This is a genomic window from Staphylococcus caeli, from assembly GCF_900097965.1.
Classification (GTDB): Bacteria; Bacillota; Bacilli; order Staphylococcales; family Staphylococcaceae; genus Staphylococcus; species Staphylococcus caeli.
Map to the genome: position 1 here is coordinate 12,688 of NZ_FMPG01000014.1, position 23,667 is coordinate 36,354.

Sequence of the window (23,667 nt, forward strand, 5' to 3'; positions counted from 1 at the left end):
TGTTCTATATAGTGATATTATTTATGATTTAAGGTTTTCTAATAATTCATCATATCTTGGAGAATTTAAGAAATTGTCTACAGAGATATGAATTGCATTTGGAACTTGTTTGATGGCTCTGTCTGTAAGTTTTTTCTGTGTAATAACAAGTTGCGCATCGCTTGGTAATTGATTGATTGCAGTATTTGTTACATCTACATCTTGGATGCCAGCTTTTTTAAATTTATTACGTAACATGCTTGCACCCATGGCACTTGAACCCATACCAGCATCACAAGCGAAGATAACATGATTTACTTTGCTGTAATCGTGTGCATCTACATTTTCAGTATCATAGTTATCAAGTAAGTCTTCTTCTGATTGTTCACTATTAGTAGCTCCTGAAGCAGTAGCACCATCAGACGCTGTATCAGTGTTATTCTCTTTATTCCCTGTTAACTTAGAAGATACACTTGATTTTTTACCTTTTGTTGCTTCCATTTTTTCAGTAGCAGCTTCTAAATCTTCTTCTGGTTCTTTCGTGAATTTTAAAATGAGTGCTGCAACTACAAACGAAACAATAGCAGCTAATAATACACCAAGGACCATGTGTAAGAACTCACCCTTAGGCGCATTCAACATGTAAACGATGAAAGAACCTGGCGAAGCAGGACTCTTGAATCCGAAATCTAGAAGTGAATATGTTGCCACTCCTGTCATACCACCTAAAATAACAGCTACGAATAATAAAGGACGCATTAATACGTATGGGAAATAAATCTCGTGGATACCACCTAAGAAGTGGATAATACCAGCACCATACGAAGTCGCTTTAGCAGTACCTTTACCGAAAATCATGTAAGCAACTAAGATACCTAGACCTGGTCCAGGGTTCGATTCGATTGTATAAAGAATAGATTGTCCAGCTGATGCAGCTTGATCTGCACCAAGTGGCGTAAACACACCATGATTAATTGCATTATTTAAGAATACAATTTTAGCTGGCTCAACAATAATACTTACAAGTGGAAGTAAATGTGCATGTACTAATGCTTCTACTGCAAGTGAAAGTATATGCATAATAAATTCCATAATTGGAGCTAAAATTTTAAAGCCAACAATTGTCATAATGAAACCAACAATACCCGCAGAGAAGTTATTAAATAACATTTCGAAGCCTTGTGGTGTTCTTGGTTGAATAAATTGATCTGTTTTCTTCATGATCCAACCAACAAGTGGACCCATAATCATTGCGCCTAGTAACATCGGTGTTTCAGGTAATGCAACGATTACACCCATTGTTGCAACAGCAGCAATAATACCGCCACGCATTTCATGGATTAAACGTCCACCACTATATGCGATAAGCAAAGGAATTAAATAAGTAATCATTGGACCAGCTAATTGACTTAAATCTTTATTTGGCCACCAACCACCGTCAATGAAAATGGCAGCGATAAAGCCCCATGCTATAAATGCACCGATATTCGGCATAATCATACTACTTAAAAATGATCCGAAAGCTTGAACTTTACGCCCAATGCCATTATTTTCTTTAGTTTCTGTCTGTGACATAGTATTGCACCTCTTTTTCTCTTTTTATTTATATATTTATTGTATGAGTGGATAAGTGAATAAACAATATAAAGTAATTTCAAATTTGTCACAGTCTTTTTGACAAGTTTGTGAATGCTTTTATTATAGAAGATAAATGTAATTTACATAAGTAATCCGAAAGAAAATAGCAGTATCAGTTTCTTTGCCAATTAGGCAGTGGTTGACTGAATTGCAATGATAAAATCGCAATGCTTAATTCATTAAGTTAGTGAGATTTATACCTGAGCTTCAGCCAAGGTAACCTTTTCTATAATAGTCATGGTTGCCAGGGGGACTTCGAATTTTTTGTATGTAAATTTATTGTTAATAAATTGTTTGCATTCCGTGTGAGGTACATTGTACAATTAGTAATATTGAAAGAGAGGAGGATAGGAATAGTAGTAGGTCAATTAAAGCGCCTGTACAAGTGATTTACAATTTGTTCATGATTTAAGGTTTAAAACAGAAACTTTAATAGACATAATTGTGGAGACTTGTAGACGAGGAGGATAGTTATCGAACCATCGGCGGATGCTATCCCGGATGTGGCTCATTCGTGAACTTATTAAGGAAAACATCAGGGTAACTTGGTGCACAAAGTTAATAAGATAGCCAAAACTAAATAAATGAACATATGGTGAATGAGATAACCAAACAGATTAGAATTAGATTCAATTTCTATTAATTAGAATAGGGATGAGTCTGTCTTTTAACGTTTATATAATATTGAACAGGTTCAAATTCGCTAGACGTTCAATAATCTCTTCGCCAAGTCAATTGGAGGAAATTATAAATGTGTGGAATTGTAGGATATATCGGTCAAGATAATGCGAAAGAATTATTATTAAAAGGTTTAGAAAAATTAGAGTATAGAGGTTATGACTCTGCTGGCGTCGCAGTAGTGAACGAAACAGGTACTTCTGTATTTAAAGCAAAAGGTCGTATTGCTGAATTAAGAAAAGTAGCAGATAGCGAATCTACAGATGGTAATGTGGGTATCGGTCATACGCGTTGGGCAACACATGGTGTGCCAAATCATGAGAACTCTCATCCGCACCAATCAACAACTGAACGATTTACTTTAGTGCATAACGGTGTTATTGAAAATTATGAAGAGTTAAAAAATGAATATTTATCTGATGTAACATTTATTTCTGAGACAGATACAGAAGTAATCGTACAACTAGTTGAATATTTCTCAAACACAGGTTTAGCAACTGAAGCGGCGTTTACAAAAGTTGTATCATTATTAGATGGTTCATATGCGTTAGGCTTAATTGATAATGAAGATAAAGATACAATTTATGTTGCTAAAAATAAATCACCATTACTTATTGGTGTTGGTGATGACTTTAATGTAATAGCTTCAGATGCGATTGCAATGTTACAAGTGACAAATCGTTATAAAGAAATTCATGATCATGAAATCGTTATTGTAAAACGCGATGAAGTTATTATTAAAGATCAAGAAGGTAACGTTCAAGAAAGAGATGCATATACTGCACAAATTGATGCAGCAGATGCTGAAAAAGGCGTTTACGATCATTATATGTTAAAAGAAATTCACGAACAACCTGCAGTAATGCGTCGTATTATTCAAGAATACCAAGACGAAGAGGGTAACTTGAAGATGGATCCAGAAGTAATTAAAGATGTTGCAGAAGCGGATCGTATTTATATTATTGCAGCAGGTACAAGCTACCATGCAGGTTTAGTCGGTAAAGAATTTATTGAAAAATGGGCAGGTGTGCCAACAGAAGTTCACGTTTCTTCAGAGTTTGTGTATAACACACCATTACTTTCTGAAAAGCCATTATTCATTTACATTTCCCAATCAGGTGAAACTGCAGATAGTCGTGCCGTACTTGTAGAAACAAACCGTTTAGGCCACAAATCATTAACAATCACAAATGTAGCTGGTTCAACTTTATCACGTGAATCAAATCATACGTTATTATTACATGCAGGACCTGAAATTGCTGTAGCATCAACAAAAGCTTATACAGCACAAATCGCGGTATTATCTATCTTGTCACAAATCGTTGCTAAAGAGCACGGTAAAGACGTTGATGTAAGTTTATTACGTGAATTAGCGAAAGTGACAACTGCAATTGAGTCAATCGTTGATGATGCAGATATAATGGAGCAAATCGCTACTGATTTCTTAAGAACGACACGTAATGCATTCTTTATTGGTCGTACAGGCGATTACAATGTAAGTTTAGAAGGTGCATTAAAACTGAAAGAAATTTCATACATTCAAGCAGAAGGATTTGCTGGTGGTGAATTAAAACACGGTACGATTGCTCTAATCGAAGAAGGTACGCCAGTCATTGCACTTGCGACTCAAGAAAAAGTAAACTTATCTATCCGTGGTAATGTTAAGGAAGTTGTAGCACGTGGCGCGCATCCATGTATAATTTCAATGGACGGCTTAAATAAAGAGGGAGATTCATATGTGATTCCTCACGTTCATGAATTATTAACACCGCTTGTTTCAGTAGTTGCATTACAATTAATTTCTTACTATGCAGCGTTACACAGAGACTTAGATGTGGATAAACCACGTAACTTAGCAAAATCAGTAACAGTTGAATAATAAAGTACTGTTCTAGTTTAAGAGTAGTTATAGGTATCAAATGAGAATTTGATGCCTATACTACTCTTTTTTTAGAAATAAAGAACAAAATATTGTTAAACATAAGCAAGGTTTATTATGATGAATGCATGTATGAAAAAACTTTCATTGGGAGGCTAATTATATGACTAAACCTAAAATTTATACTATGGCATTTGGAAAGGTATACGACTTATTAATTAAAAAAGTTGAGAAAAAGGATAGAACAAAGGCTGAAGCAGATGAAATTATTCGTTGGATGACAGGCTATTCACAAGCACAATTAAATCAAATAGTAGAAGATGGCACCGATTATGAAACCTTTATCACACAGGCGCCTCAACTCAACCCTGATAGAACTAAAGTCACAGGCGTTATATGCGGCATACGTGTTGAAGACATGGATGAATCGGTTATGAAAGAAATTAGATATTTAGATAAGATGATTGATGAACTTGCTAAAGGAAAGTCATTAGAAAAAATATTTAGGCAAAATAAGTAAATTCAATAGAACAAGTAGAAACTGTGTGATTGTCGATGCCGGTAAAGGGGGTAAAATATGTTAATTGATTTAAACAATATTTCTCGTAGAAAACAAGGCAAAGATATTATAAATAAGGTAAGCTGGCAAGTAAGCGAAGGTGAAAAATGGATGTTGTATGGCTTGAATGGTGCGGGGAAAACAACATTGCTAAATATTCTTAATGCATATGAACCACATACTTCCGGAAATTTAACACTTTTTGGAATGCAACCAGGAAAAGTAGGTTATTCTGCTGAAGCAGTAAGAGATCATATCGGGTTTGTTTCTAATAGTTTGATGGATCGTTTTCAAGATGGAGAAATAGTTAGAGATGTTGTAATAAGCGGTATATTTAAATCTATAGGTGTATTTAAAGAGGTAGAACAACATCATGTCGAAATGGCACAATATTACCTAGAACAGATGGGTATGCAAGCATTTGAAAATCAATATTACGGCTACCTTTCGACTGGAGAACGTCAAAAAGTGTTAATTGCTAGAGCGCTTATGGGTGACCCGAAATTGCTTATATTAGATGAACCAGCATCTGGGTTAGATTTCATCGCACGTGAAGATTTGCTACAAGCATTACATCAATTGTATCAACAGCAACCAAATCTTGCTGTGATTTATGTGACACATTTTATTGAAGAAATAACGCAAGATATAACTCGAGGATTTTTATTAAAAGATGGATATTGTTATAAAAATGGAGCAATTGAAAATATAATCAACAGTGACATGTTAAGTTCATTTTTTAATAGAGATGTTAACGTAACGTATCAGAATCAGCGTTATTCATTATTTATCAAACAGTAATGCGTTGCACAATGGCGAAGATAATGACATAATTTAAGGCGACAAGATTGATGGAGGGTTTATAAATGGATAATATTAAAGCAATATTTTTAGATATGGATGGAACGATATTACATAAAGACAATCGCGTTGATGAAGAAACCGCAGAAGTAATTCAACAACTCAGAGATAAAGGTTACAAAGTGTTTCTAGCTACGGGTCGTGCACATAATGAAATACATTATCTAGTACCTGATTCATTTGAGGTAGACGGTATTATTAGTTCTAATGGCACTTTAGGTACGGTACAGGAAGAAGTGCTTTTTAAACATAGCTTAGCTTTTAATACTGTTGAAAAAGTTGTTGAACGCGCACAACAGCAAGAAATCTATTATGAAGTATTTCCATTTGATAGCAATCGTATCGTGCTTAAAGAAGATGAACCGTGGGCGCGTGAATTATTTGAAGCAAAGTATCCTCCTGAAAATGTCGGTGATTCTGAGTGGTCTTCACGTAAAGCATCACTAATAGATAAGGTTGATTGGGAATCATCCATTCCTGATACTTCATTTTCAAAAATATATTTATTCTCACCAGATATCGATAAAATTGCCGATTTCAGAGAACAATTAAAGTCGGAGCAGCAAGATCTCCAAATTAGTGTTTCTAATTCATCGCGTTGTAACGCTGAAACGATGGCATACAAGATTGATAAGGGAACAGGAATTAAAGAAATGATTGAACATTTTGGTATAAAGCAGGAGCAAACATTAGTCATTGGTGACAGTGATAATGACAGAGCGATGTTTGCATTTGGACATCATACTGTAGCAATGAAAAATGCGAGACCAGAAATTCAAGCCTTAGCAAAAGATGTTACGTCACTGACGAATGAAGAAAATGGTGCGGCGAACTATTTAAAAGAACATTTTTTAAATTAGTATAATCAAAAAACAAGCGGGGACATTAGAAGTGTCTCCGCTTGTTTTGTTTGACTATAATTTTTTATTTATTTGTCTTGTTTTGTAATGCTGTCTTTAGTCTTTGATGCTTCAGCTTTCAAATGTTCAGCTTTATCATGAGTTGTTGATTTTGATTTTTCAGTATCATGTTTCACACTGTTTTTTACTTTTGAAGCTTTAGAGCGTGAACTTTTTGATTTAGTTTGAGCATTTTCAATCTTTTCACCATCACGATTGTAATATTGAATAATGGCTAATAAGTTAATATAGTAAATCGCTAATCTAATTATGATTACTATGATTGTAACAATATTTATAATGGTTAGGGCAACAGTTTGAGAAATGCTACCAGTAAATATAGATACTAATTGACTAACTGGATTAGCAAGGATAATCACGATTAAGTTTAATAGTAATAAACCGAGGTAGAATTTGAACCATGTTTTTTTACCATTTTTAATTCCTTTGAATCCACGTTTCACAGAAGTCCAAGCACCATTGCTAGGTTCTTTCACAAATGCTAGTGTATAGTTCACAATAAGAATTGCAAAGAACCAATATAAGAATGATTGAATGAACAATATAAGTGTAGCTGCAACAATTTGGAGCGTTAGTGAATAACCTAACGCGTGATCTGTACTGCTTAATGGCCCCTGAAGTGCTGAGAATAATTGAACGAGACCAAGATTAAGTACTTTAGATACTAAAATATTTAGTACTAATAAAAGAAGAATAAATATTAAAGTAATTAAAGCTAATTTGATAGCTTTTAAGTATTTTCCTTTTTTAAATATAGAGAATAAATCACTGAATGTAGATTTATCTTTATTGATAGCATTATCTATTGTGTAGATAGTTCCAGCAATCAATGGATATCCTACTAATACAAATACCAATATTGGTATGAGTATTGCAAGAACAACTAAGAATATTATGCCTCCCATTGGTTGTTGCATTGCTGAGGCCACCATAACTTTATACATCGCTAGTTGTACAGGCATGAACGTTAATACGGTCAATGCGAATAATATAATGAAACTTACAATTGTAAATAGTAAAATTTTAGCATTTTGCGGTTTTGCATTTGATAATGCTAATTTATGAAAATTGAACAAATTTTAAGCACTCCTTTTTAGTGATAAACATACGATATCAAAAAATTGAAGATTTTAAAATAAATAGGTAGCAAAATCGCTATAAAATGTTAAAATGTCCTAATGAGAAAAGGTGAAAGGAGAAATCATCATGAAATTTGCAATTATTACTGATGTTCATGGCAATTTTGACGCATTGGAAACAGTGTTGGATGATATTGATAGAAGAGCAGATATCAATAAAATTATAAATCTTGGTGATAACATTGGCGTTGGGCATGAGACGAATAAAGTGTTGGATGAAATCTTTGATAGAGATGACATGGAAATCATTGCAGGAAATCATGATGAAGCGGTCATGTCAATCGTAAATGATACGCCTTACCCTGAAGACTTAAAGGATAAATTTTATGAACATCACCAATGGATAGAAAGTCATCTTGATGAAGATTATTATGATAGGTTGAATGCATTACCACGTGTTATTGAAAAGACATGTAATAATAAGAAGTTATTATTTATTCACTATGAGATACCAAACGATCACTTAGAGACGCCGATTGATGGTCAACCATATAGTCCAATTGTTGAACCTAATGAAGAGAATATGAAGACGTTGTTTCAAGACAAAGAGGCAGATTTAATCGTATTTGGTCATAATCATACAGTGCATTTGTTTGATGATAAATCTACAATATATTTCAATCCTGGATCTGTTGGGCTTAATAATGGCAAATATGCAGTTTATGGGATTGTTACGATTGATGAAAATGAATTTTCTATAGAGCGCGTAAAAATTCCTTATGATAACGAAGAATTTATAAGAGGATTTGATGAAAAACAAGTACCGGCAAAATCACTGATATTTGATAAATTTTTATAATTATAATAAAGACTAATATGAAGTAAAAGCTGATTTTTTTCTATATTTAGAAAGCAATCAGCTTTTTTTGTGGCAATGTACTAGTTAATAGTTCTTAGTGATTATGAGCGTGATGATGTTCATGTTTTTTATAAATTGAAGCACAAAGTGTATCATTTTCGTGTTGGTGTGCATTTGTTTCTAATTGAATCGTCATATGTTGAATGTTTAAGTGTTGCAGTTTGTGTTCTAATTTGTTTAACAAGTGTTCACCTTGTTCCACTGTCATTTGATGTGGTACCACGGCGTGACAACTCAAAGCATTCATCTCATTAGAAATTGTCCAGATGTGGCAATCATGTACGCTTTGAATGTCTTGCTCTTCAGTAATAGCTGAAACAACTTTATTTAAATCGACATCTGTAGGTGTACCTTCCATCAAAATATTAAGTGAAGATTTTGTGATCCCCCAGCTACTTTTAATGATTAGTAATGAAACAATGATGCTTGCAATAGGGTCTGCAATTGTTAAATTGAGTGTCCAAATAAGTATTGCTGCTATAATAGCACCAACAGAACCAAGTAAATCTCCCATTACATGAAGAAACGCACCACGCATATTAATATTATGAGATGTATCGCCACCTTTAAACATTAATGAGGCAACTACGATATTTACAATGAGTCCTATGACACTAATAATAAACATTTCAGTAGATTGAACATCTACAGGATTAAAAAATCGGCCAATTGCTTCAATAATAATTATAATACCAATAACAAAAAGGGTAATACCATTGAATAAGGCAGCTAATATTTCAAAACGTTTATATCCGAATGTTTTATGTTTGTTAGCATGTTTTTCAGCATAGATAAAGGCAAGTAATGCTACTCCTAAAGAAATTGTATCACTAAACATGTGTAAACCATCTGAAAGTAATGCCAAACTATTGGCCAAAAACCCACCAATAATTTCGACAATCATAAAGGCACCAATAATTATAAAGCTAATAAGTAAAATTTTCTTGTTGTTCGTGTGTACGTGGCCATGTGCGTGGCCATGTGCGTGGCTATGGTTATGATGTTCTGACATATTAACGTCCGCCTTTCAGTGTTTGTTTATGTTCAGCATGATGGATAGCTTGAATCAATAAAGTTGTAACGTGTGTATCATCTATTGAATAAATCATAGATTGACCATTGCGTTTTGCCTTAACCAAATGTGATTGTTTCAGAATCCGTAATTGGTGAGAGACATTTGACTGGCTTAATTCTAAAGTATGCGCAATATGACCAACACTACACTCTTGTTGTATTAATAAGTGCATGATTCGTATACGATTCCCATCGCTCAATGCTTTGAAAATATCAGTTACATGATCCAGTGTTTGTAAATTTAAGGATGGTTCCAACTGCTTAACCTCTCTTCTATATTAATATATGAACATTTATTCATATATTAATATGTTTGCTTAAAGATGTCAATCACTTATATTGCTTGTTTTAATAATGATTAAAAGTGGTAATGACTTAGAAAATGATAATAAATAGGGGGGCTTTTTAGATGCGCACATTAATTATTGGAGCAAATGGTGGCATTGGCAAGCATTTAGTAAAACAACTACAAGCAAGTGGTGATGATTTTGTCGCAGGAGTAAGGAAAACGTCTCAAGTACAATCATTTGAAAATGAAGGTATCGATAGTTTACTAATAGACGTTGAAGCGGATGATATTGCAACACTTACTGAAAAATTTAAAGGCTTTGATAAGGTTGTATTTTCTGTTGGATCCGGAGGCAATACAAGTGCTGATAAAACAATAACCGTAGATTTAGATGGTGCTATCAAAACAATAAAAGCTAGTGAAGCGAGTGGTATAAAACATTACGTTATGATTTCAACATTTGATTCTGATCGTAGTGCATTTGATGCTAGTGGAGACTTGAAACCATATACGATTGCAAAGCATTATGCAGATGAATATTTAAAAAAAGCAAATGTAACTTATACGATTATACATCCAGGCGCCTTGTTGGATGAACAGGGTACAGGGAATGTTGAACTAGCCGAGAAGATTACAGGTGGTGGATCTATTCCAAGACAAGATGTCGCTACCGTGATAAAAATAGTACTATCCAAGAAAGATGGTACTAATAGCGAATTCCAAGTAGTTAGTGGTGATTTACCAATAGCAGATGCAGTTGCCCAATTTCATAAATAACCTTATTGAATTTCTACAACGGTAGAACGTCATAAAACTACAGGACCTATTATAGTGAAAATTTGTTATAATAGTAGATATCTTTGGGGGTTAACATGAAAATTTCGAATACAAAAATATATGAGCAAGTAGCGGATATCATTTTGGAACGTATTAGAACGGATGTTTATCAAGTGGGCGATAAACTTCCATCTATACAGAAGTTAAGTAAGGAATATGGTGTAAGTGTTGCTTCTGTAAGAGAAGCACTTAACGCATTAAGAACCATTGGTATTATTGAAGTTAAACAGGGTTACGGAACGTTTATTAAACAAAAAGAACCTACTTTTTTCGAATTTGGTGATAAGTTTACATCTGTAAATCAAATCACAGAGTTGTTGGAATTAAGAGAAATTGTTGAAAGTGCAACCGTAGCTAACGCATCGTTAAAACGTGATGAAAATGATTTAGTAGATTTAAGAACAGCTTTGAAGGAAATGGGTGAAGCAATTACAGACGGAACATCTGGTGAGAAGGCCGATTTGGATTTTCATTTAGCAATTGCTAAGGCTGCACAGAATTCATTATTAGTGGAACTTTTAAATAATATTGCTGAATTAATCCGTGACTCGATGAAAGAAACTAGAAAGCTGTTTATCTATAATAAGGAAAAAACAATGCATAAACTACTAGAAGATCATGAAAAAATATATCATGCTATTTTAGCTCAAGATCGAGATGTAGCTGTTGAAACAATGCAGCATCATTTATTAGAAGTGAAAGACACTATTTTAGCAAATTTTAAAGAGCAATAAATAATAGGCAAAAACGCTTTTTCATAAAATGTGTGACTGATTCTAGAGTAGAATGTGAGGATACTTTAGAGCTACACATCGGGTGAAAAGGCGTTTTTATGTTAACGTAGTATATAATATAATGGACAATAAAAAGCCCAAACCTTCAGTAGTTTGGACTTCTTTGCAAATTTTTAAATTTGTAAAAGTAATCAGCAGTTACAAATTATCATAATTAATACATTACCTTATATGTAAAAACAGACAGCGTTTTGTAAAAAACACTATACTTAATTATAAAATTAAAACATAGAATTTTGCAATAGGGGAAACATTAAAAATTTACATCAATCAAATAATTTTGCTATTTAATGATGTATCATGTTATGCGTTATTTATTTTGAACTACCAATTCAAAATCAGCATTGATATAATAAGAAGAGATTTTATAGATTTGTAGTCACTTATACTTAGTATAGTAATGTGTTACAATCATACTAGTAATAAAATCAATGCATAATTATAAATTTAAATCACTCATATAAAAATAAGAGACAATAATAAATAAAGATTAATATTAACAACTTTAGAATTTGGAGGTGCGATGCATGCCGTTATTTGTAAAGCCAGTGTTCCATGAAAAAATATGGGGTGGCAATCGATTAAAAGATTTTGGATATGATTTACCTAGTGATACGATTGGAGAAGTTTGGGGTATTTCAGCGCATCCAAATGGAAGATGTGAAATTTTAAATGAGCCATTTCAAGGGCAAACATTAGATCAAGTTTGGGATAATCATCGTGAATTATTTGGTGATTTTCCGAGCCAAGAATTTCCATTAATGACGAAAATAGTAGATGCTAAGTCATCCTTGTCGGTACATGTACATCCTGATGATGCTTATGCCTATGAAAATGAAGAAGGCCAATATGGCAAGTCAGAATGTTGGTATATTATAGATGCTGAAATTATCTATGGATTGAATACAGATTCCAAAGAAATTGCTTTGGATAAAATCAATGAACAAGATTATGATACGTTATTTAATAGAGTGAAAGTTAAACCAGGTGAGTTTTATTTTATTCCAGCTGGCACAATACATTCTATAGGTGCAGGTGTTCTCGTTTATGAAACAATGCAATCTTCAGATGTTACGTATCGCTTGTTTGATTATGATAGAATTCATGCTTCTGGAGAAAAACGTGAGTTGAGTACGAGTAAAGCGAAAGAAGTTATCGAGATTGCAAATGAAAATATCAATATACCAACTGATACTGAAATTATAGAAAACCATAAGCGCACACAACTTGTATCGAACGACTTCTTTACTATAGTGAAATGGGATATTTCGGGTACACTAAACTATATGAAACCAAGAGAATTTGTACTCGTATCCGTACTTAAAGGTGAAGGACAAGTTATTATTGATGGTGCAGTATTTGATTTGAAACAAGGACAGAATTTTATTCTCACTTCTGATGATTTAGATACAATTTTTGAAGGTGATTATGAGCTAATTATTAGTTATTTATAGACAGAAAAATGGAGTGCTTTAACATGTATAAATTTTTATATGTCTCATTAATTTGTGGATTATTAGCAGGGGCAGGTATATTTTTAAAAATTGAAATATTTCCTTCTGTAACAGTTCCAATTATTCTCGGGTCGATAGGTATTATCGCAGCATTAATTACCATACCTGATAAAGAAATCAGTCCTATGCTAAAGTTAGGTGGCGTTTTAATTAACTTTATGCCAATTATGGGTGCCTTAACTATCGCACAATAACGAATGGATAGTATCAACTCAGTATCTTTACTTTATAGTAAATGATACTTTTTTTTTGGTTTAGTAGGGGAGCAAGAAGGTTACACCACTCTAAGAATAGTTGTGGACTGCTTAATATTCACAATAAATCAATTGGAAATTATGGTAAAATAATATGTAAATTGGGGGTGCCAACATTGGAAAAAGTAAGGGGTCTTATGATGACTTTAATTATTGCAATGGTAGCTACTATTCTAGGGAGCAAATTTCCTGTAATTGGGGGAGCTATATTTGCAATTGTTATTGGTATCATCATTAATAATTTAATTACAATTCCCAAAAGATATGAAGCAGGTATAAAATTTAGTAGTAAAAAAATATTACACTATAGCATTATTGTCCTAGGATTTACATTGAGTTTTCAGTCTATAGGTTCCATTGGTTGGAAGTCACTACCAATTATACTGATAACTTTATTTGCGGCGTTTATTATCGTGTTTATACTCATGAAAATTTTTAATATTGATGAGCATCTGAGTATTTTAATTGGTGTAGGTACTTCGATATGTGGAGGTTCAGCGATTGCAGCAACAAGTCCTGTAATCAAAGCGAAGGAAAGTGAGGTTGCCTTTGCAATTTCAACGATTTTCTTATTTAACCTGATAGCTGTATTTATCTTTCCACCACTTGGACATATCCTGCAAATGGGACAAACTACATTTGGATATTTTGGTGGTACAGCGATTAATGATACATCAAGTGTCATCGCAGCAACATCTAACTATGGTAATACAGCATTAGAAACGGGTGCAATAGTTAAGTTGACACGTACGTTGATGATAGTCCCAGTTGTTTTATTTTTTACATACAGAACGATTCGAAAAGAACGCGCACAACAAACGCATACATCTATCGCAAAAATCTTCCCGTGGTTTATTGTATGGTTTGTCATCGCATCGATAATCAGCACGATTTTTAATTTTCCATCTTCAGTAATTCATATATTTCAGCAATTATCGATGTTTTTAATTACAATGGCAATGGCAGGTATCGGTTTGAATGTCGATTTCAAGCAATTCAGACAAGCAGGTTTGAAACCAATAATGCTTGGATTAGCGACATGGGTCGTAGTTATTATTACTAGTTTAATTACAATGAAGTTAATCAACTTATGGTAATGTTTGTTCTATATGTTGATTTTGCATATAATGAAAGAATAGAATTTTTATGAGATAAGGAGTATCTAAATGGCAGAGGAAACAAATTATTTTTGGTTAAACTGCGGTTATAATCGTTGGAACCATAATGAACCAATGGTGGGGCAAACCACTTTATTTGAATCAGGTGCTCAATTTAATCCGTCACAAGGCTTTCGTTCTTTCAAACAAGCCAAAGCGGGAGATCGAGTAATCTTTTACCAAGTACAAATGGATACTGGCTTATTAGGATATGGAGAAATTACGAGTGTTCAAACAGGTGCTCAAAATAAAATTCGTGTGCATTTTCAATTACAATCACAATTGATACCTTTAACAGCAGAATATTTAAAACGCAGCGAACAACTTGAATTTAGAATGAGTAATATGAAGGAAACGTTGTTCAATCAAATCACGCAAGAAGAATTTGATCTTATCGTGAGCTTAGGTAAAGGGGAAACCAAAATTCCAAGGTACTTCTTTGTGTCAGAAGAACAAGAATTTGAAACAGGATCGTATAATACAATTTATACGCACACATATAACGGTATAAAAAGAAATGGTTATCATTTTTATACACAACTTGAAATTGGTGACCAAATCGTTTTTTATAATAAGAAACGAGAGCAATCTGTCATCGGAGTGGGTGAAGTAAGTAAGCATATTCACGAAAAAACACCGATTCCTGGTAGAACCAATAGTACTGCAATTGAGGTATATTTTGAACGAGAAATAGAACCTGTATCATTGAGTACACTTAATAAACATCCGAAGCTTAAAAATCTTTATTTTTTACAAGAAAATGCAAAACAAGCGATTGCAAGTATGTCAAAAACTCAATTTGAATCAATTTTGGAAATGAGTACCAATGATGGCATGAAGCCACAATTTGAGGCTGTTCAAAGTGATCAAATGATCGAGCAATCGTCTGAAGAATTAAAACCATTTATTTTATTGGTTGTCGATAAAGGTGAAGGTTTGAAAGCAGCCGAAGACTTATTACAAAAAACGAATGCGAATCCTGTGATTACTTCTGGTCACCCAGATTTCACTGAGGATATGTTATATGGTAAATATTTACCAAATGAAACTGGCGCACTGTATTATAGAGAGGGATTCATTACTAAGCTAATGCCACGTAAAGACAAACAATATTTAGTGATTGATAATTTTAATCGCATTGATCCTGATATATTCCAAACTTTTATAAATGTCTTAGAAGGATATGAAGTTACACTTCCACGCTATAATAAAGATGGTTCTATGGTAAAATGGTCTAGGAAAAAAGACTCGTTTTATCACTTTAATCCTAATTGGCATATCATAGGCGTAACATATGATACGTTAAATGATATTAAAGAAAAATATACAGAGCAATTTTTGAAATATACAAGAATTGTAAAAGTGAATCAAGACTAACTATAATTGATAAGTAGACAATCAAACTGTCGGCAAAGACTATAACTTTGTTGACAGTTTTTTTGTCTTTTCTATGAATTCTGTCTTAAACTAGGGTTGCTATCTTAAATTTCTAAATTGGAAAGTAAACAAATGATTTATTTTGTTTGAAATGGGATATAATAGATTAAGAACAAATATAAAATTATAATTAATAAATGAATATATAATATAAGGAGTGTTGGCTATGCCAATTATTTATTATGATGGAAATTGTGTGTATTGTTACAATTATGCAATTTGGTTAATTCAAAACGGACTTTCAACACGTTATCAATTTGCGACATTACAAGGTGAGTCAGCGCAACATTTAATGGAAAACTATCCTGAAGCGCGTCAAATTGACAGTGTGATACTGCAAGAAGGCGACACTTTGAAATTTAAATCAGATGCGATTGCGAGATTAATTACATCTTTAACAAATTATAAATGGCTAGGTATTTTATTACATCTAACACCGAAAGTATTGAGAGATTTTGGATATCAATTGTTTGCGGATAATAGAAATCATATGTGGAAAACACATTGGCATAAACCTAATGATTATGAGCAATCATTTTTCATTGATAACTGATTTTTTACGGAAAATATGGAGGAAATAAACATGGGAAATATAATAGTAATTGGAAGTGCTTCAATTGATTTAGTAGTTAAAACAGATATTTTACCTAATGCTGGAGAAACAGTAATGGGGAATACGTTCTTCACTAATCCAGGTGGTAAAGGTGCAAATCAAGCAGTTGCAGCTGCACGTCTAAGTGACAACGTGTATATGATTGGTGCAGTAGGTGATGACGATAACGGAAAGGCGATTATTGATAATTTAAATAAAAATAATGTTGATACTACGTTTATGGATACTATTGAAAATGAAAAATCTGGAACAGCGCATATCACATTATATGATAACGATAATCGTATCATTGTTGTCCCTGCAGCCAATAATCAAGTAACACCTGACAAAGTATTACCTAAACTTGAACATTTTGCGAAAGGCGATATCATCGTTTTACAACATGAAATACCAGAAGAAACAATTAAAGCAGTAGTGGATTATGCGACGAATAACGACATGAGGGTCATTTTGAATCCGGCACCATATCGCAAAATAGCACAAGAAATTATTGATAAAGTAACATGGCTTACACCAAATGAAATAGAAAGTGATTTGTTGTTTGAAGGTCGTGTAGAACAAGCACTTGAATCCTATCCACGTAAATTAATAATCACACAAGGTGCAAAGGGCGCGCTTTTTTATAGTGAATCACAACAGCTCATTCCTGGATATGAAAAAAAAGTTGTTGATACGACAGGTGCGGGAGATACATTTAATGGTGCACTCGCAGTTGCATTAAATGAAAATAAATCTTTAGAAGAAGCAGTGAAATTTGCAAATTTAGCAGGAAGTTTCTCAGTTACTGGATTAGGTGCGCAAGGAGCTATGCCATATAGCATAGACCTAGAATCATATAAGGGGGATTTGTTATAATATAGATGGGTCATTGATTGGCGATGCAGATTAAAATAATTATAATTTAGGGTGCTGTTTCGCTTTACAGATTATAATAATTATTATATAATAATTAATGTAATCAAGGATTTGAATTGTCATTCAATGATAATATCAATTTTGAAGGAGAGATTTACATGGCAAAAAGTAATGAAGAAGTAGTAAAAGTTTTAAATCAACAAGTAGCAAACTGGACAGTTGCATTCACCAAATTACACAATTTTCATTGGTATGTAAAAGGACCTAATTTCTTCTCACTACACACTAAATTTGAAGAATTATATGATGAAGCAAGTCAATATATAGATGATCTAGCTGAGCGTATATTAGCGGCTGGTGGTAATCCAGTGGCAACATTAAAAGAAAGTTTAGAGCTTTCAATTATCAAAGAAGCGGGCAAAGGCTACAAAGCTGAAGAAATGGTTGAAGAATTAACGCATGACTTTGATAATGTTTCTAAACAGTTAGAAGAAGCAATTGAAGTTGCTTCAAACGCAGAAGATGATGTAACAGAAGATATGTTTATCGGTATGCAAACAAGCATTGATAAACATAATTGGATGTTGAAATCATATTTAGGTAAATAAGACTTACTTAAAATAGATAAAATTTTTCAGATACTATTCCATAAATTCAGACTGTCGACAAAGTTCATAGCTTTGTTGACAGTTTTTTTGTAGCAAAATTTTGTGCCTAAATTCAACACAAATAGTAATGAATTCATGTGTTCTCCTAGGTGTCTATAGAACTAAGTGGAGATTTTTAATAGTAATGAGCAATATGTATCATACTATGCACATTTAACGAAACATGTTACTTAAGTAATTTAAAAATGAAATAGCCCCCACCTTTATAAAGTAGTGACATAAAAGGTAGGGGCTTATTACATATCAAATTATAATTAGTTAAAGATTATTCAGCAATTTCTAACGCAACTTCCATCATTTGAGTAAATGAGTTTTGGCGTTCTTCGGCAGTTGTTGCTTCATCACGTAGAATATGGTCACTAACTGTAAAGATACCTAATGCTTTTTTATTAGCATAAGTTGCATTTAAGTATAATGCTGCTGATTCCATTTCAATACCTAAAATACCCATACGTTGCCATCTTTCATTAAATGTTGAATCGGCATTGTAGAATGTATCTGAAGAAAGTACATTACCTACGTGTGTAGTTGCTCCGATATCATCAGCTTTTTGTTTAGCTTTTAATATTAAATCGAAGTCTGCTAATGGTGCATAGTGACCAGGAATATTGTACTGTTCTACATAACTAGAGTTTGTAGATGCACCTTGTGCAATAATGATGTCGTATAAGTTGACGTCTTCTTGTAATGCACCACAAGAGCCTATACGAATAATCGTATCTACATCGAAGAAGTTGTAAAGCTCGTATGAGTAAATACCAATACTTGGAAGTCCCATTCCTGAACCCATAACAGAAACTTCTTTACCATTGTATGTGCCTGTGTAACCAAACATATTACGGACTTCATTGAATTGTTCAACATTTTCTAAATAGTTATCGGCAATATATTTTGCACGAAGTGGATCGCCAGGCATTAATACAGTCTTTGCAATTTTTTTACCATTAGGTTGAATATGAGGTGTTGCTTTTGTCATAATCATCTTCTCCTTTAAATTCTTTATCAAATTAAAGATAACATTTGTTTATTATTTTTGCGAATTTTTGTAGTATAGAAGTAAAGAGAGAATATTTATAAAGATATGAATTTAATTTTACTATATAATTATAAGTGGAATATAACATCATACTAATATAGATAAAAATTAGGAGGATTTAATATGAATTATGCAAAATATATAGATCATACATTACTTAAACCGGACGCAACAAGAGCGCAAATTGATAAAATTATTGAAGAAGCAAAGGAATTTAATTTTAAATCAATCTGTATTAATCCAACGCATATTAAATATGCTGCACAACAATTAAAAGAATCTGAAGTATTAGTTTGTACAGTTATTGGTTTTCCATTAGGGGCTTCCACTACTGAAACAAAAATGTTTGAGGTCGAAGATGCAGTGAAAAATGGTGCTTCAGAATTAGATATGGTTATCAATGTTGGCGCATTAAAAGATGGTCGTTTTGAAGATGTACAAAAAGATATTGAAGGCGTCGTTGGTGCTGCTAATGGAAAAACTGTGAAGGTGATTATTGAAACATGTTTATTAACGGATGAAGAGAAAGTCAAAGCATGTGAATTAAGTAAAGCAGCAGGCGCAGATTTCGTTAAAACTTCTACAGGTTTTGCTGGTGGAGGCGCTACACCGGAAGATGTGAAACTAATGAAAGAAACTGTTGGAGATGCTTTAGAAGTGAAAGCTTCAGGTGGTGTAAGAAACCTTGAAGACTTCAACCAAATGCTTGAAGCAGGTGCAACGCGTATCGGTGCAAGTGCCGGTGTGCAAATTATTCAAGGGCTTGAAAGTAACTCTGACTATTAATAAAAGATGAACACTACTCGGAATGGATTTTACATTTTATTTGAAAATAGGGGAGGCCAACTCACATGAGAATGGTAGATATTATTGAAAAGAAACGTGATGGTCAAGCTTTAACACAAGAGGAGATTGAATTCTTTATCACTGGTTATACAAACGGAGACATTCCAGATTATCAGGCATCCAGTTTAGCGATGGCGATTTATTTTCAAGATATGAATGATGATGAACGTGCTGCTTTAACTATGGCGATGGTAAATTCGGGAGATGTTATTGATTTATCAAATATCAACGGTATCAAGGTAGATAAGCATTCTACAGGTGGTGTTGGTGATACAACGACGTTAGTGCTTGCACCTTTAGTTGCAGCTGTAGGTGTGCCAGTAGCGAAAATGAGTGGACGTGGACTTGGTCATACGGGCGGTACGATAGACAAGCTGGAATCTGTTGAAGGGTTCCATGTAGAAATCACCGAAGACAAGTTCGTTCAATTAGTCAATGAAGCGAAAGTTGCTGTTATTGGTCAAACGGGAAACCTTACACCTGCAGATAAGAAATTATACGGATTACGTGATGTTACAGGCACTGTAAACTCGATTCCGTTGATTGCTTCATCTATTATGAGTAAAAAAATTGCTGCGGGTGCCGATGCTATTGTTTTAGATGTTAAGACGGGTAACGGTGCGTTTATGAAAACAATTGAGGACGCAGAAGCGTTAGCACATGCAATGGTTCGTATCGGTAATAATGTTGGCAGAAATACGATGGCAATTATTTCAGATATGGGACAACCACTTGGCAATGCAATTGGTAACGCACTTGAAGTTAAAGAAGCAATAGAAACGTTACAAGGCAAAGGACCAGAAGACCTCACGGAATTAGTTATGACATTAGGTTCACAAATGGTTGTTGTTGGTGGTAAGGCAAATGATTTAGATGAAGCGCGTAATTTATTAAAACGTGCCATTGAAAATGGTTCGGCATTAGAAACGTTCAGAACGTTTTTAGAAAATCAAGATGGTGATGGATCTGTTGTCGACGATGTCTCTAAATTACCTCAAGCAAAATATCAAACTGAATTACTTGCAGAATCGTCCGGCGTTATCACTGAGATTATTGCTAACGAAGTAGGTGTTGCTTCTATGATGCTTGGTGCTGGAAGACAAACGAAAGAAGATGACATTGATTTAAGTGTTGGACTTGAACTGCATAAAAAAGTGGGCGACAAAGTAAATGCAGGCGAATCATTATTGACAATTCACAGTAATCAAGAACAAATTGATGACGTGAAGGCGAAGCTTTTACAAAGTATAACAATCAGTGAGTCAGGTGACGCACCAACATTGATTCATAAAATTATTACTGAATAGGAGAGAATATTATGACTACACCATTTAAACGTGTGCATTTGATTGTAATGGATTCAGTAGGTATTGGGGAAGGACCTGATGCAAAAGCATTCAATGATGAAGGCAGTCATACATTGAAACATACACTCGAAGGGTTTGAACAATCATTACCTAATCTTGAAAAATTAGGACTCGGTAATATAGCACCGCTTCCTGTGATAGACCGTGTTGAAGCACCACAAGCCTTTTATACAAAATTAAGTGAAGCTTCAGTTGGAAAAGATACGATGACAGGACATTGGGAAATCATGGGTCTTAATATCATGCAACCATTTAAGGTGTATCCTGATGGATTCCCTGAAGAACTTGTTAAAGAAATTGAAACAATGACGGGTCGTAAAGTTGTTGCTAACCGTCCAGCTTCAGGTACACAAATTATTGATGAATGGGGCGAACATCAAATGAAGACTGGGGACTTAATTGTCTATACGTCTGCCGATCCTGTGCTTCAAATTGCTGCACATGAAGATGTTATTCCATTAGAAGAATTATACGATATTTGTGAAAAGGTTAGAGTACTTACTAAGGATCCAAAATATTTAATTGGTAGAATTATTGCACGACCTTATGTTGGTGAACCTGGTGCGTTTAAACGTACTTCGAATCGTCACGATTATGCTTTGAAACCTTTTGGTAAAACGGTTATGAATGCACTGCAAGACGGCGGTTATGACGTGATTGCCTTAGGTAAAATTAATGATATCTTCGATGGTGAAGGTGTAACTGAATCAATTCGTACAAAAGATAACATGGATGGCATGGATAAGTTAATTGAAACTGTACAACGTGATTTTACAGGCATGAGTTTTTTAAATCTTGTTGATTTCGATGCGCTATATGGACATCGTCGTGACAAACCTGGTTATGCCCAAGCGATTAAAGATTTCGATGAGCGTTTGCCTGAGCTAATGCAACAACTACAAGACGATGATTTAGTGATTATTACTGCAGATCACGGTAATGACCCTACGGCTGATGGTACGGACCATACGAGAGAATATATTCCAGTTCTGATGTTCAGTCCGAAGATTAACAATTATCATGAATTGAGTACAGACAGTACTTTTAGTTCTTTAGGCGCTACGATTGCTGATAATTTTGGTGTGAAAATGCCAGAGTTTGGTAAAAGCTACTTAAAAGAAATGGGTATTGAAAAGTAGTGATATGTTTAAGATTGTTATTTGGAATTGTATTTGGTGGCGCAGGAATATTACATTTTACACATGAAAGAAATTTCAGGTCTATCGTACCAGCTTATTTACCATTTAGAACCGCTGCGGTTTTAGTTTCAGGTGTTATTGAAATGTTATTCGGTCTGTTATTGTTAATAAAACAGCCTACAAATTTTTTGAAGTATTCCATAATTGTATTTTTATGGGCAGTATTACCTGCAAATATCTATATGGCACGTAAACAGCTTCCTTTGGCGGGGCATCATTTGCCTAAGTGGGTTTTGTATACACGGATACCTTTACAATTTTTAATGATTAAATTAATTAAAAAATTATAATCATAAAAAAGAGATCGTACATTTATAATAAATGCGTACGATCTCTTTTTATTATTCAATAATTTTACAGCGAATACTTTGTTGCAGGGTTATTTATTTTCACCATATATATCATGCCATTCGGATTTTTTGTCTAAAAATGCTTGTGCAATTTCTTTAGCACCTTCTAAAGAATGGCTTGCAGCCCAACCACATTGCACTTCATTACATGCTGGCACTTCAGTCGCGTTTAATACATCTTGAATTGTTTGTTCAATAATGTGTAATACATCATTATAATCATCATGATTGATAAATGAAACGTAAAAACCAGTCTGACAACCCATTGGACTGATATCTACAACTTTATTCGAATGATTTCTAATATTCTCCGCCATTAAATGTTCCAATGAATGCAAACCTGGCATCTCCATATGTTCTTTATTAGGCTGTTTGAAACGAATGTCATATTTATGGATGACATCGCCATTTGCACCTTCCATTTTACCAGCTAATCTAACAAATGGTGCAGCAACAATTGTATGGTCTAAATTGAAACTTTCAACGTTCATTTTTGGCATAATATATCCTCCTAATCATTATCATGAACTTATTGTAACAATCCAGACTATGATTTACAATTTAGGGAATTTATAATAGATAACGACTTGAAGCTATTTTTACAAATTTCAGAAAATTAATGACAGAATCCAATAAACCCGATAGAATAAGTAGTAATTAATTTAAGTTTTGTACATTTAATACTGAGACAAAAATAGTTGTCTCAGATGCTTGTTCAATTGGCAGTAGAAGACTGAAGTGAAAATGCAAAGTTTCGCTGTTTATTCATTAAGTTAGTGAGACTTACGTATGAGCTTCAGCTCAAGTAAATTTTTCAATTTAAGTCATCATTATCGGAGTGGGACGTCAAAGGGACTGTTAGAAA

At 33.7% G+C, this 23,667-nt stretch carries 24 protein-coding genes; 18 read left to right on the forward strand and 6 right to left on the reverse strand.

Annotated features, from left to right (window positions below; genetic code table 11):
* Positions 1-21: 21 nt before the first annotated feature.
* Complete coding sequence (locus BJS11_RS11255) at positions 22-1,554, reverse strand: PTS mannitol transporter subunit IIBC (RefSeq protein ID WP_069996349.1); 1,533 nt, start codon at positions 1,552-1,554, stop codon at positions 22-24.
* 814 nt (positions 1,555-2,368) lie between these two features.
* Here BJS11_RS11255 and glmS point away from each other — a divergent pair.
* From glmS to BJS11_RS11275, 4 genes are all read left to right on the forward strand, one after another.
* Positions 2,369-4,174, forward strand: coding sequence for a glutamine--fructose-6-phosphate transaminase (isomerizing) (gene glmS / locus BJS11_RS11260; RefSeq protein WP_069996348.1), 1,806 nt, complete (start codon positions 2,369-2,371; stop codon positions 4,172-4,174).
* 163 nt (positions 4,175-4,337) lie between these two features.
* Positions 4,338-4,694: a DUF2200 domain-containing protein gene (locus tag BJS11_RS11265; RefSeq protein WP_069996347.1), complete on the forward strand. Its 357-nt coding sequence runs from the start codon at positions 4,338-4,340 to the stop codon at positions 4,692-4,694.
* A gap of 57 nt (positions 4,695-4,751) precedes the next feature.
* The gene (locus BJS11_RS11270; RefSeq protein ID WP_069996346.1) at positions 4,752-5,534 is read left to right on the forward strand and encodes an ABC transporter ATP-binding protein; all 783 of its coding nucleotides are present in this window, start codon (positions 4,752-4,754) and stop codon (positions 5,532-5,534) included.
* Positions 5,535-5,599: 65 nt separating this feature from the next.
* A complete protein-coding gene (locus BJS11_RS11275; RefSeq protein WP_069996345.1) occupies positions 5,600-6,454 on the forward strand; it encodes an HAD family hydrolase in 855 nt (284 codons plus the stop codon).
* Positions 6,455-6,522: 68 nt separating this feature from the next.
* Here the strand turns inward: BJS11_RS11275 and BJS11_RS11280 are convergent, their stop codons facing one another.
* Positions 6,523-7,590, reverse strand: coding sequence for a hypothetical protein (locus BJS11_RS11280; protein ID WP_069996344.1), 1,068 nt, complete (start codon positions 7,588-7,590; stop codon positions 6,523-6,525).
* 130 nt (positions 7,591-7,720) lie between these two features.
* On the opposite strand from BJS11_RS11280, the gene BJS11_RS11285 reads away from it, so the two are divergent.
* A complete protein-coding gene (locus tag BJS11_RS11285) occupies positions 7,721-8,452 on the forward strand; it encodes a metallophosphoesterase family protein (protein ID WP_069996343.1) in 732 nt (243 codons plus the stop codon).
* A 94-nt stretch (positions 8,453-8,546) separates the two neighbouring features.
* Here the strand turns inward: BJS11_RS11285 and czrB are convergent, their stop codons facing one another.
* On the reverse strand, positions 8,547-9,524 hold the full coding sequence (gene czrB / locus BJS11_RS11290) for a CDF family zinc efflux transporter CzrB (protein WP_069996342.1): 978 nt from the start codon (positions 9,522-9,524) through the stop codon (positions 8,547-8,549).
* A gap of 1 nt (position 9,525) precedes the next feature.
* On the reverse strand, positions 9,526-9,843 hold the full coding sequence (locus tag BJS11_RS11295; RefSeq protein WP_069996341.1) for an ArsR/SmtB family transcription factor: 318 nt from the start codon (positions 9,841-9,843) through the stop codon (positions 9,526-9,528).
* 152 nt (positions 9,844-9,995) lie between these two features.
* On the opposite strand from BJS11_RS11295, the gene BJS11_RS11300 reads away from it, so the two are divergent.
* The 9 genes from BJS11_RS11300 (at position 9,996) to BJS11_RS11340 (ending at position 17,944) form a co-directional block, all read left to right on the forward strand.
* Positions 9,996-10,652: an SDR family oxidoreductase gene (locus tag BJS11_RS11300; RefSeq protein WP_069996340.1), complete on the forward strand. Its 657-nt coding sequence runs from the start codon at positions 9,996-9,998 to the stop codon at positions 10,650-10,652.
* 95 nt (positions 10,653-10,747) lie between these two features.
* Positions 10,748-11,446 (forward strand): FadR/GntR family transcriptional regulator, encoded by a 699-nt coding sequence (locus BJS11_RS11305; RefSeq protein ID WP_069996339.1) that lies wholly within the window; start codon positions 10,748-10,750, stop codon positions 11,444-11,446.
* 587 nt (positions 11,447-12,033) lie between these two features.
* Positions 12,034-12,960: a type I phosphomannose isomerase catalytic subunit gene (locus BJS11_RS11310; protein WP_069996338.1), complete on the forward strand. Its 927-nt coding sequence runs from the start codon at positions 12,034-12,036 to the stop codon at positions 12,958-12,960.
* Positions 12,961-12,983: 23 nt separating this feature from the next.
* Entirely contained in the window at positions 12,984-13,214 is a 231-nt protein-coding gene (locus tag BJS11_RS11315; RefSeq protein ID WP_069996337.1) for a hypothetical protein, read from the forward strand.
* Between the two features lie 176 nt (positions 13,215-13,390).
* Complete coding sequence (locus BJS11_RS11320) at positions 13,391-14,371, forward strand: YeiH family protein (RefSeq protein ID WP_069996336.1); 981 nt, start codon at positions 13,391-13,393, stop codon at positions 14,369-14,371.
* Positions 14,372-14,440: 69 nt separating this feature from the next.
* Positions 14,441-15,808 (forward strand): EVE domain-containing protein, encoded by a 1,368-nt coding sequence (locus BJS11_RS11325; RefSeq protein WP_069996335.1) that lies wholly within the window; start codon positions 14,441-14,443, stop codon positions 15,806-15,808.
* 226 nt (positions 15,809-16,034) lie between these two features.
* Positions 16,035-16,421 carry a thiol-disulfide oxidoreductase DCC family protein gene (locus BJS11_RS11330; protein ID WP_069996334.1) on the forward strand — a complete coding sequence of 129 codons (387 nt, stop codon included), beginning with the start codon at positions 16,035-16,037 and terminating at the stop codon, positions 16,419-16,421.
* 30 nt (positions 16,422-16,451) lie between these two features.
* Entirely contained in the window at positions 16,452-17,336 is an 885-nt protein-coding gene (rbsK, locus tag BJS11_RS11335; protein ID WP_069996333.1) for a ribokinase, read from the forward strand.
* A gap of 158 nt (positions 17,337-17,494) precedes the next feature.
* Positions 17,495-17,944: a Dps family protein gene (locus tag BJS11_RS11340; RefSeq protein ID WP_069996332.1), complete on the forward strand. Its 450-nt coding sequence runs from the start codon at positions 17,495-17,497 to the stop codon at positions 17,942-17,944.
* A 325-nt stretch (positions 17,945-18,269) separates the two neighbouring features.
* Here BJS11_RS11340 and deoD read toward each other — a convergent pair whose 3' ends face one another.
* Entirely contained in the window at positions 18,270-18,980 is a 711-nt protein-coding gene (gene deoD, locus BJS11_RS11345) for a purine-nucleoside phosphorylase (RefSeq protein ID WP_069996331.1), read from the reverse strand.
* A gap of 183 nt (positions 18,981-19,163) precedes the next feature.
* On the opposite strand from deoD, the gene deoC reads away from it, so the two are divergent.
* From deoC to BJS11_RS11365, 4 genes are all read left to right on the forward strand, one after another.
* Positions 19,164-19,826 (forward strand): deoxyribose-phosphate aldolase, encoded by a 663-nt coding sequence (deoC, locus tag BJS11_RS11350; RefSeq protein WP_069996330.1) that lies wholly within the window; start codon positions 19,164-19,166, stop codon positions 19,824-19,826.
* A 65-nt stretch (positions 19,827-19,891) separates the two neighbouring features.
* Positions 19,892-21,193, forward strand: a complete 1,302-nt coding sequence (locus tag BJS11_RS11355) for a pyrimidine-nucleoside phosphorylase (RefSeq protein ID WP_069996329.1) — start codon at positions 19,892-19,894, stop codon at positions 21,191-21,193.
* An 11-nt stretch (positions 21,194-21,204) separates the two neighbouring features.
* A complete protein-coding gene (gene deoB, locus BJS11_RS11360) occupies positions 21,205-22,392 on the forward strand; it encodes a phosphopentomutase (protein WP_069996328.1) in 1,188 nt (395 codons plus the stop codon).
* A complete protein-coding gene (locus BJS11_RS11365; protein ID WP_069996327.1) occupies positions 22,392-22,742 on the forward strand; it encodes a DoxX family protein in 351 nt (116 codons plus the stop codon). Before deoB ends, BJS11_RS11365 begins: the two co-directional genes overlap by 1 nt.
* Positions 22,743-22,831: 89 nt before the next feature.
* On the opposite strand, the gene BJS11_RS11370 is transcribed toward BJS11_RS11365, so the two are convergent.
* Complete coding sequence (locus tag BJS11_RS11370) at positions 22,832-23,302, reverse strand: S-ribosylhomocysteine lyase (RefSeq protein WP_069996326.1); 471 nt, start codon at positions 23,300-23,302, stop codon at positions 22,832-22,834.
* Positions 23,303-23,667: the final 365 nt, after the last annotated feature.